Origin of the sequence: Lysinibacillus sp. FN11 (assembly GCF_024628845.1) — a bacterium.
GTDB classification, from domain to species: domain Bacteria; phylum Bacillota; class Bacilli; order Bacillales_A; family Planococcaceae; genus Lysinibacillus; species Lysinibacillus capsici.
Window position 1 is genome coordinate 213,184 of sequence record NZ_CP102383.1, and the last position, 11,886, is coordinate 225,069.

Sequence of the window (11,886 nt, forward strand, 5' to 3'; positions counted from 1 at the left end):
TCTAAATAAAGTTAAGGCCTCCACCATTTGCGAAATGTTTCGTGCAAGACGCAAGGTCATTTTGAGTTTTAATGATAGGAGGGAAAACATGCATCGCTCGTTTTTTAATTCGATTGAGCAAAAAACAGGTGTATCGATGGATGAAATCTTCGCATTAGCCAATGCCATTCAACATGCGGATTTTACAAGTGAAAAACAAGTAAGAAAAATTGTACGACGTGTTGCTAAAATATCTAACAGATCGATTACGCAAGAGTTAGAAGATAAATTAGTACAATCTATTATTCAAGATGGAGCATCACTAGATTTCGATAAAATCACTAGAATGATGAAGTAGCGCATGGCATATCTACTTGGCAATGCAGCTTGTTACGATAGAGTAGATAAATGGTGGCAAGCGAATTCGTCTCATAAAAAAGGGGTGTTACGACATTATAAATATCGTAACACCCTTTCATTAAATATTCTTCTCCATAGCACGGTGTGGAATACCTGCATCCATAAACTCAGGCGAGGTAGCTGTAAAGCCTAGCTTTTCGTAAAAGGGAATTGCATAGCTTTGTGCATGAAGTTTTAAGGTTTTTTTATTGATAGAAATGGCATGCTTCTCCATTTCCTTCATAATTAAAGCGCCTAATTTTTTCCCGCGTTGGGATTGTAAAATACAAACACGCTCAATTTTAGCTGTATTGTTGTCAATACTACGTAAACGTGCTGCTCCTACAGGCTCATCGTTATCATACATAATGAAATGTGTTGCAGTTGCATCCTCAGCATCACATTCTAGATGAAGCGGAACACCTTGCTCTTCAACAAATACTTTTTTGCGAATAGCAAAGGCATCATCGTGTTCTTGCTTTGTTTCAACAATTTTAACGTTATGCAACAATTACTCAGCTCCAGACAAACGGAATGTTTCGTAAGTTGTCCATGAACCATCTTCTAATTGATATAAAAGATGAATGCGATCAATTGTATCTTTTTCATCAACGCCTGTCATGCGTAATTGACCAAAAATGTCATCATGCTCTGAATCTGACATTTTTTGAGCGATTGTAATGTGTGGAACAAATACATGCTTCATTTCCCCATAAGGGATTTTTTCTTGAAGATCGTGTTGGAATGCTGCTAATTGTTCTGTTGGTTCAATGCGGAAGTAAATCGCATTTGTTGTAGGGAAAAACGAACTAATGCGAGATGCATGAATGTTTAAAGGTGCATATTTAGCAGCAAGTTCATCTAATTGCTTGACGATGGTTTGAATCTCTTCTTCAGACGCATCGAAGCTGTCCTTTAATGTCATATGCGGTGTAATCTTTGCATAATGAGGATCGTATCGTTTGCGATAAGTATTCGCTAAATCTTGCAATTTTTTTGATGGAAATGCCACAATACCGTACTTCATAGTCCATTACCTCCCGAAAATAAACAATTTTTCTAATTAAGTATAACAGAAATTTCAGTTTTCGTAATTTGAATCGCTTCATATTAATTGAAATTTTCAATTAATGCACGTCGAAGGTCTGGTTTCCAATATTTCCATGTATGATTGCCATCAAACTCGTCATAAAATGTAGTAAACCCTTTATTTATCATGAGATCATGCAATTGACGATTAGGTGTTAAAAAATCTTTGATGGTTTTATCCATTGTCACAACCTGATCTTCGCCTTTGCCGACGATATGGTAGATAGAAATAGATCCTGGATCTTTAAAATTTTCCACAGCCTTTAATACATCAGCATCTACATAAGGTGATTGTAGGATGACTTTGCCAAAGATGCTTGGATACTTTAAAGCAGCCATTAAGGAAGCAGTGGCAGCCATAGAGTCACCAATCACTCCACGACTCATACCCATTTGGTAAGTGGCATACTCCTGATCTAAATATGGCACTAGCTCATGTGCTAAAAAGCGAAGATAGGCTTCATGTTGCTCTCCGCTCGGGATATATTTATGACGTCGATCTTTTATGTCTTTGTAAGGAACAAATGCAATAATTAAATTTTCGATTTCATAGTCATCAATCAGTTCATCAGCTAGCTTTGTAATACCACCAAGTTGGAAATAATCTTTACCGTCTGATGCGATTAAAATGTTGTATTTATATAGTGGAGAATAATTTGCAGGAACATAAATATAGAGCTGTAATTCTTCCTGTAATGACTCACTGTAAAATGTTAAATCCTGTACTGTTCCCTTATCCAATGATGACACTCCTTCTTGTGTTTGTAACAAAATTGTACCATATTACGTAAGTAAAGGTATAATAGGTTGGGCTAGCATTATACTAGCAATAAAAATCGAAATGAGGGTTAATTATGCATAATAAAAGTATTCGTGTGCACTCTGACGAAGTAGCAAAGGCAGCTCAAGCCGCGTTAATTCGTAGAGGTGTAGCGATAGAGGATATCGCGCAAATTGTTTACGAAATGCAAAAAACCTATAATGAAGGTTTAACACTAGAGCATTGTGTTCATTCTGTTGAACGTGTATTACGTAAGCGAGAAGTACAACATGCTTTATTAGTAGGAATTGAATTAGATGAATTAGCAGAAAAGAAGTTATTATCTTCACCACTACAACAAATTATCGAATCAGATGAAGGTTTATTTGGTGTAGACGAAACAATCGCACTAGGATCTGTATTTACATATGGCAGCATTGCCGTTACTACTTTTGGTCACTTAGACAAGCAGAAAATAGGGATTATTAAAAAACTGGATACAGAACCCGGACATCATGTCAACACATTCTTAGATGATTTGGTTGGAAGTATAGCTGCTTCAGCGGCTTCCCGTATTGCACATCGTATGCGTGACCTAGAAGAAGAAGGCGAAACATTCGCTGATATCGAACCTGAAGAGCTAGGACCAAAACCAAAATCACATAATGAAATTTAAAATGAGTTTCTTCTATTAAAAATGAGCCTTCTCAAATTTTGAGAAGGCTCTAATTTGTATTATTTTTTATCGTTATATGCTTTTACAAATTCTTTTACTTTTTCGCTATCTGCTTCAAGTTTTAAACCAGTATCAATTAATGGAGAGACTGTGGATACAGCTGGTTTTTTATTGCCTTGATAATAGCTAATGAATTCGTCTTGGTTAATAGAGTAAAGAATTGCTTTACGTAAATCTGCTGAATCAGAAACCGCACGGCCAGATGTATTCATTTGTAGGTACGACACAGCATTACTATCTGCCGTATTTAATGTTAATTTAGCATCTGATTTGACAATATCCAGTTTCGTTTCTGGTACTGTTTGTAGAACATGAATTTCACCATTACGTAATGCAGAAAGGGCACTATCAACATCAGAGATAAAACGGACATTGATTTTAGCAATTTTTGGCTCATATTCGCTGCCAGCTCGATAAGCAGGATTTTTCACAAACTGTGCTTCATAATCATTTTTCTTCACTAAAATGTAAGGACCACTTGCATATAGCTGGTTATTGAATGTAGCTGAACCTTCCGTTACAGTAGCTTGATCACCATAGGCAATGTCCTTGTCAGGGTTGTAGTTAGCCACATCATACGTATTAATACTTGTAACTTGTTTTTCAGATACGATACCACCAGATTGGTGTGCTAAATAGTTTAATACTTGTGGGAAAGGGGTAGGTGTTGTAATTTTTACAACTTGGTATGCACCTGCTGCATTATTAACAGCACCTTTATCTTTTGCTAATTGCGCTACAGAAGCAGGTAGGTTTTGTGATAATGCTTCTAAAACGGATTGCTCAGAGCCTGCTACTTTTTTATTTTGTAATTCAGTTAAATCAGAAACGATTTCGACTGTTTCAATGTTTTCATGAATGCTGTAAGTACGATGATCTGGTACTGAATTAGCGTCTTTCGCACGGTTTAATGAGAAGACTACATCTTCAGCTGACACTAATTCACCTGTATCAACAGCTGCACCATCTTTCACTGCTGCAAAATTGATATCATCGCGTAAAATGAAGTAATATTCTTGATTACCTTCAGCCATTACATGGTTGTAAGATAATGAACCATCTGACACAACGTCATCTGTGTCTGTTAAGTTAACAAGACGAACATACATATTCGTGTTTAATGTGTTGATTGAACCATCATTCCCTTTGATCGGGTCTAGTGAAGTAAGAGAATTGATTGTTTGGTGTAAAATTAAAGGTTCTGTTGCATTTTTAGATGTATCATTAAATTCTATTTTTTCCCAAACTTGTGCACGAGATTTTGGTAAAAGTACTGTTTTAGGGTTTACAAGTTTAGAGTAGATACCTTGATACTTATTGGAAATATATAAAGGCGCAATATAAGCTTGATCGAATACTAATAATTGTTCTAAATCTTTATATTTCGCTGCTGCTTCTTCACCAGTCAATGTACTCGCTTCATCAATCAACGCATCCAGTTTTGAATCTGCCACCACACTGTAGTCACCACCAGTTTTAAATAAACCACGAACAGCATAGTCGGGGTTCCCTGTAACTGTCGTCCAGCTTGAAAGAGCAAGATCATAGTTACCTGCTTCTTTTTGAGCAGAGAAAGAACCGTAATCTGGTTGAATATTTAGCTTTACATCAAAACCATTTTTCACTAATTGGTCACGTACAATGTTCATGTCTTCTTCAGAAGCTGCCATTCCTAATACTTCAATGGCAATCTTACCATTGCTCTTGTCACTATCTTTTGAATCTTTACTGCCTTCTACGTCAGTTTTTGTTTGTACACAGCCAGCCAAAGCTAGTACTGCAACGAATAAAAATACAAGTAATTTCTTCATAGCTACCTCCGATTAATTTGTTTTTGGATCTAAAGCATCTCGTAAACCATCTCCTAAAAAGTTAAAGGAGAGGACAAGAAGCATAATACAAAGACCTGGGAAAATCGCGACATATGAATGTGTTTCCAGGTACGTACTACCAACCTTTAAAATATTGCCCCATTCGGGAATGTGTGGCTCAATACCAAGCCCTAAAAAACTTAAACTACTTGTTGAAATAACAGCTCCGCCAATCGTTAATGTTGCTTTCACAATCATTGGTGCTAAAGAATTGGGGACAATGTGCTTGAAAATAATAGCTGCATCAGATGCACCTAAAGCTCTAGCCGATTCTACAAACTCATAATTAGCAAGCTGCATAACATTTGCCCGCATTGTACGGGCATAGGTTGGAATTGCTCCAACACTAAGTGCAATAATAAGATTCACAGTATTAGCACCAAATGCGGCGATAATAGCAATGGCTAACAATATCCCTGGAATGGCATATAAAATATCGAGACTTCGCATGATGATATTATCAGTGGATTTACCATAATAGCCTGAAAATGCTCCTAATGCGCCACCAATAACTGCGGGAATAATTGTGGAGAAAAATCCGACGATTAATGATATTTGTGCCCCAAACACAATACGAGAAAATAAATCTCGACCATAATTATCTGTTCCTAGTGGGTATTCTAATGTCGGCGTTTGTAGCAATGCTCCATAATTATTTTCAGTAGCAAAATCATAGTCGAAAGTCCAAGAGCTTGTAACGGATAACGAGAACATGAAAATAATGAAGAATAAGCCGAATACAGCCATTGTATTGCGTAAAATCTTTTCCCATATTTTTTGCCATTTCTCAATAGAGGATGGATTTGCCCTTCGAGCCTTTTGGATAAGGCTATATCCTAGTAAAGTCGCAAATAGATTACCAGTGAAAGTCGCCAATAGTAGGACAATACCTGGAATGAGCATCCATTTTGGTGCCTCAGTTGCTGTGACATATTTCGTACATAATATGGCCATCACGATATAGAGAAGCGAGAGTACTAAGAAAACGCCCATTGCTAGTAAAAAGGTATCTGTTACATATGGCTTAAATAAATTCAATGCTGCAATACCTAAGATGAATAGCTGTGTTATAAAGGCATAGGCAGCAAAAGTATATTCTGCAGTCTTTCTTTTTGACACAAGCATAAATGCAAAGGATGTCGAAAAAATATTACCTGACAGTATCGTTATTAAAAGGGGATAGCCAAACATTCGAGTATTTTTTTGAATGTCACCATACGTTGCTAAATCCTTTTTAATTCGTAGATTGACGAAGGCAACATATGCCGTAGTAATGGCATAAATAACAAAAAGAAGCAGAACCACCGGTCGCCAGCTATTGCTGGAAAAATTATAGCTATAGGCTAGAAATAGTAAAGAAAACAGTAAGGAAAAGACAAAAGTAAAATGAGAATTGACATATTCCTGTGTAATCTTCAAGAGTAGTTTGACATGTAAGATGTTTTTCACAGGTGATCCTCCTTTAAGACTTCTTCATTTTCGAGCGAATGCGTGGATCAAAAAAGGCATACATGATATCAATGAATAAATTGACAATCGAAATGGTGATGGCGATATATACAACGCCCCCAAGAATGGCCGGAATATCAGGGATAAATTGTTTATCGACGATATAGCTACCTATCCCACTAATGTTGAATACCTTTTCTGTTACAGATGCGCCTCCCAACATACCTCCAAAAAGAAGTCCAATCACCGTAATAATCGGAATCATAGCATTGCGAATGGCATGTTTTGAAATCACTTTGAATTCATTTAAGCCCTTAGCCTTTGCTGTAATAATGTAATCCTCATGAATTACCTCAAGCATACTTGACCTTGTCATCCTAGCAATAGAAGCCGTAATGGATGTTCCTAAGACGACAATTGGCATGATAAGCGATAGCCAATTATGAGGGTTATAGGTAGCTGGAAACCATTGTAACTTTAGAGCAAATGTCAAAATAAAAATTAAACCTTGCCAAAAGCTTGGGATGGATAAACCAATTAAAGCAATGAACATAAATGTGTAATCCAAATATGAGTTTGGACGAACAGCTGAAATAATCCCAACTGGTATGGCAATAGCAATTGCCATTAGCAACGACAATACGGCAATTTCAAGAGTAACAGGGAATTTTGTAGCAATGCTATGTGTGATATCTTCTTTACCTGCAAAGGATGTACCTAAATCAAATGTAAATAGACCGGATAATGCGTTCCATAGCTGTGATAAATAAGGTTGATCCAAACCATGAATGCGATTAAAGTTTTCTATTTGCACAGGTGTTGCTTCAACTCCGAGTAGGTTTCTTGCTGGATCAAAAGGTGATAAATATAAAATGGTAAACACCAATGTAGCCACACCAACAATCACAATGAAGCTTTGTAAAATACGTTCAATGATAAATTGCAGAAATGGATTCGCAAATAAGATAAGTACTACATAAAATAAAACAGCTGGTAGAAAGGTAAGAGCCACAAAACGTTTGTTAGTTAGTTGCTGATTAAAAAATTGGGCATAGGATAGTTGTTGAATGTCCTCTTTTTGTAAATCCTGATCCACTTGCTGTTGAAGCTTCCTTTGAGCTAAGTGTTTGGCTGTGAGCTGAATTTGTGACGCCAATACAGCCTCTTTAAAAAATGTAGCTTTTGCTATTTCTTGTTGCTCAAATTCCTTTTGCCACTGGGCAACCAATCCATGCTCTATATAGTACTGACTACGCAATGCAAAAGCCTGATCATATGTGTTTGAATGTTTCCTTTTCCGATAGATAAAGTATGTAAAAGGATGCACTAAAATACTAAAAAGAAAAAGAAGTAGTTGATAAGGCTTTTGATGCATTAGTTTTTGATAAACCGTAGAAAAGAAAATAAATTTCTCGGGTTTTAAATGAATTTTTGAAGTAACCATGCATTTCCTCCAAACGTAAATAAAATATTCAGCATTATATTGTATAATTCCTATCAGTATTGTAAAGTATGGATTATACTTGAAAGTAAGTCAATCACAAATTTTAAAAAGGATGGGTCGAATGAGTGAAAAGCTTTTAGAAATCAAGAATCTTCGGGTATCCTTTATCACAGGGGAGACAGAATTTGAAGCCGTTAAGGACGTTAGCTTCCATCTAAACAAAGGTGAAACACTCGGAATTGTGGGAGAGTCTGGGAGCGGGAAAAGTGTTACGGCTCGCTCCATTATGCGTTTATTACCATCGCCACCTTCATTTTTGAAATCTGGCTCAATTGTGTTTAAAGGGCAAGAACTCACTGAATTTAGTGAAAAACAAATGGAAGGGATACGTGGACAAGATATTAGTATGATTTTCCAAGATCCGATGACATCCACAAACCCTACTATTCGAATAGGCGATCAAGTGGCTGAAAGTTTAATTAAGCATCAGTCAATGTCAAAAAACGAGGCCTATCAACAAACAATAGAATTATTAAAACTGGTTGGTATTAGAGACGCAGAAGAACGGTATCGACAATACCCTCATGAATTTTCAGGTGGTATGCGTCAACGCGTAATGATTGCTATGGCGCTTGCTTGTAATCCCTCACTGCTTATTGCAGATGAACCAACAACAGCACTGGACGTTACTATTCAAGCTCAAATCCTAAAATTAATGCGCAATATGCAAAAGAAAATGGGAACGTCTATTATTTTAATTACACACGATTTAGGCGTTGTTGCAGGTATGTGTGATCGCATCCTAGTGATGAAAGAAGGAGAAATTGTTGAACAGGGCACAACAGAAGAAATTTTTGCAAATGCCCAGCATCCGTATACCCAGAAATTATTGAATGCCTTACCAAAACTGCATGAGAAAAAGCAACCAAAAGAGATTGCTACTATTCAGCCAGGTATCGATCGACATAAGCCGTTAATCGAAGTGACCCATCTGTCTAAAGAATTTCCGTTAGGCCGTGGCCAAACGTTGAAAGCAGTGAATGATTTATCATTCTATATATATCCTGGTGAAACATTGGGCTTGGTTGGTGAATCCGGTTCGGGTAAATCGACTACAGGTCGGACGATTCTCCAGCTTCATCAGCCTACAAATGGCGAGGTTCTATATCAAGGAATACCTGTAACAAGGCTATCGAAAAAACAGCTAAAGGCAATGCGTCGTCATATGCAAATTATTTTCCAAGACCCCTATTCATCGTTAAATCCTCGTAGAAAAATCTTAGACATTATTGGCGAGGCTCTTGATATTCATGGTCTGGTGAAGACGCATGAGGAGAGACGACAACGAGTAGAGGAATTGCTTGAACTTGTCGGTTTGAAAAAAGAACATGCCATGCGTTATCCTCATGAGTTTTCGGGAGGTCAGCGTCAACGAATTGGTATTGCGAGAGCATTAGCGGTTGAGCCAAACTTTATTGTTTGTGATGAACCCTTATCGGCACTGGATGTTTCCATTCAAAAGCAGATTGTTGATTTATTAAAAGAATTACAACAAAAGCTTGGGTTGACGTATTTATTTATTGCCCATGATTTATCCATGGTGAAACATATCAGTGACCGTGTTGCCGTCATGTATGGTGGGAAGATTGTAGAACTGGCAGAAAGTGAAGAGCTATATGCTAACCCACAACATCCATATACACGTGCATTATTACGTTCTATTCCTGTTCCAGATCCTGCAATAGAGAAGCAGAAATATAATGAAGCTGAACATGCAGAAGATGTGAAAATGCGTTATGAGGTTAAAAATAGTCAGTTAGTAGAGGTTTTACCAAATCACTGGGTAGCAGTGACAATATGATAGCTTGAATGTAGTAGCTTGATATTTTACAATAGAGACATCGTGAAACTTGTTGTCTTCCTGATGATGAGGTGCACAACTTATACGAATCATAAGTATAAGCAATGATGATTAGTTGTGAGGGACCTACTACATGAAAATGCAAGATATAAAAACATTAATAACAAGTGGCACGATTATTTTGGCTGTAGCATTGTACATGATATTTGGCAGATCACCTGCGGAAGATCAAAGTACTAAATCAGTTACAGAACAGCAAGGTACTATTACCATTGAACAAGTGGAAGGAAAAACAGGTAATAAACGCTTTGAGATAGACTATATTAAAGCATATGATGGGGATACGATTCAGGCGACAATTAATGGTGAGAAACAAAAAATTCGTCTATTAATGGTGGATACTCCTGAAATGAATTACAACAAAGGTGGCGCTCAGCCATATGCGGAAGAAGCAAAAGAGTATACGATCAATTTATTGGAACAGGCTAAGAAAATTGAAGCGGTCTACGATGTTGGACCAGAAACAGACAATTATGATCGCCATCTAGCCTACGTGTTTGTAGATAATGTCTTATTGCAGGAATCTTTATTAAACGAAGGGCTTGCAGTTGTACGTTATATTCATAAGCCAAATAATACATTTGAAGAAGCATTTAGAGCTATTCAACAAAAAGCTCAGGATGCAAAATTAAATATTTGGTCACATGAGGATTACTTCCAAAAAGATGGTTTCCACCCTGATGTAGTTCAATAATCTATAAATCCATTACTATACGCTTTTAAGTTTAATTTTAGCTAGGAAGCTGCTGCCATTATCTTATAGGTAGCAGCTTTTTATTTTAAATTTCATTTGCAAAGTTTTTAGCATGGTGAGAGGGCGATTCACTTTTATAGGGTCGTCTCTATGTATGTAATGCACTCATGAAATTGGTCGTAAAAATCTAATGTGTTCAGTACAGGGTAGTGGAGAAAGCGATCGCACAAAGGAAAGCAAGCAACCAACAACGTTTTGTTTTCCAAACAGTGGAAGACAGCTACTGATAAATGAAAAATCATTATTATTAATGTTGACAATTTATATGATAATGATTATCATTATCATATAAAGAATATTCCTTGTTCTACAATACAGTGTAGAGAGGATGAACTTTAGCTACTTTTCTCCAGAAGTTTGCTAGTTCATTATTACGCTCCTGAAACCCCCCTCATTTTTAGGAACGTTAAAAATTGTAGACGGCTCATTCTATTATAGAATGAGCCGTCTACAGTCTGAAACTATTTACTAATGAGTAGTAAATGGGTTCTCTTTTTATGCTTGTACATCTTTCGTCCATTCGGCTACTTTTTCTTGATTGTTAGCAATCCATTTTTTCGCAGCATCTGTGGCACTCATGCCTTCCATTATATCAAACATTACACTTTCTATATCTTTAGCACTCCAGTTGAAACGGTCAAGGACACTATAGGCTTCTGGAGCATCCTCTTTTAAACCATTCCGCGCAAAAGTGCCAATATATTCTTCTGTTCCATATAAACCTTTGGGGTCATCTAAGTACTTTAAATCATAGGCATTAAAGATCCAGTGTGGTGACCAGCCTGTGATGATGATTTCTTCATTATTAGAGATAGCCTGACTGAGGGCTGCGGTCATTGCACCAGCAGATGAGGTCAAAACATTCCAACCTTCCAGATTTTTATATTCCTTATAGGCATTTTCTGTCGTAGCCATCATATTAGCTCCTGGTTCAATGCCTGTAATGGTTTGATTAGCTTGGTTTGTTAAATCTTCAATAGAATCGACATCCATATAACTTGGTACAACCAAACCAATCTTAGCACCAGTTAGGTTTTCTCCTAAGTTCTCTATCTTATTGTTGTATTTTTCTACTTGTGGGGCATGTGTTTGTGGCAACCAAGCAGATACCATACCATCGACCTCTCCGTTTGCAAGTGCTTCCCACATGATCCCATTGTCTAAAGGTGTCAGTGTTACCTTATATCCTAAATCTTCTAGTACTTGTCCTACTACATGTGTAGATGCAACCTCAGTATCCCATTCAACATATGCTAAATTGATTTCACCTTTCTCAGTATTCTTTGTGTCCTCCTTTTCTGAACCACATGCAGTTAACACTATAAGGCATATAAATGCTATGCCTATTTTCAATAACTTGATGAGTTTCATATTACATCTCCTTTCTATTATTTCTTACATTAAAGTATAAATATTAACAAGTAACAACTTAATTTTATAAACAAGTTGTTACTTTTGTCAAATTGATGGTTTAGTCAAACCGT

Annotated in this window: 11 protein-coding genes; 4 read left to right on the forward strand and 7 right to left on the reverse strand. The window is 36.8% G+C overall.

Annotated elements, in window-relative coordinates:
• Positions 1 to 88 precede the first annotated feature (88 nt).
• Positions 89 to 337, forward strand: coding sequence for a stage VI sporulation protein F (locus NP781_RS00955; protein WP_004230969.1), 249 nt, complete (start codon positions 89 to 91; stop codon positions 335 to 337).
• A 120-nt stretch (positions 338 to 457) separates the two neighbouring features.
• Here the strand turns inward: NP781_RS00955 and NP781_RS00960 are convergent, their stop codons facing one another.
• The 3 genes from NP781_RS00960 to NP781_RS00970 form a co-directional block, all read right to left on the reverse strand.
• On the reverse strand, positions 458 to 886 hold the full coding sequence (locus NP781_RS00960) for a GNAT family N-acetyltransferase (RefSeq protein WP_221679535.1): 429 nt from the start codon (positions 884 to 886) through the stop codon (positions 458 to 460).
• Positions 887 to 889: 3 nt separating this feature from the next.
• Positions 890 to 1,405, reverse strand: coding sequence for a YjcG family protein (locus NP781_RS00965; protein WP_216487062.1), 516 nt, complete (start codon positions 1,403 to 1,405; stop codon positions 890 to 892).
• A gap of 83 nt (positions 1,406 to 1,488) precedes the next feature.
• Positions 1,489 to 2,208: an alpha/beta hydrolase gene (locus tag NP781_RS00970; RefSeq protein WP_054549789.1), complete on the reverse strand. Its 720-nt coding sequence runs from the start codon at positions 2,206 to 2,208 to the stop codon at positions 1,489 to 1,491.
• Positions 2,209 to 2,321: 113 nt separating this feature from the next.
• Between NP781_RS00970 and NP781_RS00975 the strand changes: the two genes are divergently transcribed.
• Positions 2,322 to 2,903, forward strand: a complete 582-nt coding sequence (locus NP781_RS00975) for a phosphatidylglycerophosphatase A family protein (protein WP_054549790.1) — start codon at positions 2,322 to 2,324, stop codon at positions 2,901 to 2,903.
• A gap of 59 nt (positions 2,904 to 2,962) precedes the next feature.
• Here the strand turns inward: NP781_RS00975 and NP781_RS00980 are convergent, their stop codons facing one another.
• Genes NP781_RS00980 through NP781_RS00990 form a run of 3 tightly spaced genes read right to left on the reverse strand, consistent with a single transcriptional unit; the run spans position 2,963 to position 7,727 of the window.
• On the reverse strand, positions 2,963 to 4,774 hold the full coding sequence (locus tag NP781_RS00980; RefSeq protein WP_257521212.1) for an ABC transporter substrate-binding protein: 1,812 nt from the start codon (positions 4,772 to 4,774) through the stop codon (positions 2,963 to 2,965).
• Positions 4,775 to 4,786: 12 nt separating this feature from the next.
• Complete coding sequence (locus tag NP781_RS00985) at positions 4,787 to 6,283, reverse strand: ABC transporter permease (RefSeq protein WP_221679539.1); 1,497 nt, start codon at positions 6,281 to 6,283, stop codon at positions 4,787 to 4,789.
• A gap of 13 nt (positions 6,284 to 6,296) precedes the next feature.
• Positions 6,297 to 7,727 carry an ABC transporter permease gene (locus NP781_RS00990; RefSeq protein ID WP_257521213.1) on the reverse strand — a complete coding sequence of 477 codons (1,431 nt, stop codon included), beginning with the start codon at positions 7,725 to 7,727 and terminating at the stop codon, positions 6,297 to 6,299.
• Between the two features lie 121 nt (positions 7,728 to 7,848).
• Here NP781_RS00990 and NP781_RS25480 point away from each other — a divergent pair, with 121 nt between their 5' ends.
• Both NP781_RS25480 and NP781_RS01005 read left to right on the forward strand, forming a co-directional pair.
• A complete protein-coding gene (locus NP781_RS25480) occupies positions 7,849 to 9,588 on the forward strand; it encodes an ABC transporter ATP-binding protein (RefSeq protein ID WP_306829485.1) in 1,740 nt (579 codons plus the stop codon).
• 133 nt (positions 9,589 to 9,721) lie between these two features.
• Positions 9,722 to 10,342: a thermonuclease family protein gene (locus NP781_RS01005; RefSeq protein ID WP_221679543.1), complete on the forward strand. Its 621-nt coding sequence runs from the start codon at positions 9,722 to 9,724 to the stop codon at positions 10,340 to 10,342.
• A gap of 555 nt (positions 10,343 to 10,897) precedes the next feature.
• Here the strand turns inward: NP781_RS01005 and NP781_RS01010 are convergent.
• Entirely contained in the window at positions 10,898 to 11,773 is an 876-nt protein-coding gene (locus NP781_RS01010) for a glycine betaine ABC transporter substrate-binding protein (RefSeq protein WP_221679545.1), read from the reverse strand.
• Positions 11,774 to 11,886 lie beyond the last annotated feature (113 nt).

Bases quoted from the DNA above. Each gene is read 5' to 3' on its own strand.
- NP781_RS01005 (WP_221679543.1), top strand. From the start codon at position 9,722: ATGAAAATGCAAGATATAAAAACATTAATAACAAGTGGCACGATTATT.
- NP781_RS01010 (WP_221679545.1), bottom strand. From the start codon at position 11,773: ATGAAACTCATCAAGTTATTGAAAATAGGCATAGCATTTATATGCCTT.
- NP781_RS00955 (WP_004230969.1), top strand. From the start codon at position 89: ATGCATCGCTCGTTTTTTAATTCGATTGAGCAAAAAACAGGTGTATCG.
- NP781_RS00990 (WP_257521213.1), bottom strand. From the start codon at position 7,727: ATGGTTACTTCAAAAATTCATTTAAAACCCGAGAAATTTATTTTCTTT.
- NP781_RS00965 (WP_216487062.1), bottom strand. From the start codon at position 1,405: ATGAAGTACGGTATTGTGGCATTTCCATCAAAAAAATTGCAAGATTTA.
- NP781_RS00975 (WP_054549790.1), top strand. From the start codon at position 2,322: ATGCATAATAAAAGTATTCGTGTGCACTCTGACGAAGTAGCAAAGGCA.
- NP781_RS25480 (WP_306829485.1), top strand. From the start codon at position 7,849: ATGAGTGAAAAGCTTTTAGAAATCAAGAATCTTCGGGTATCCTTTATC.
- NP781_RS00980 (WP_257521212.1), bottom strand. From the start codon at position 4,774: ATGAAGAAATTACTTGTATTTTTATTCGTTGCAGTACTAGCTTTGGCT.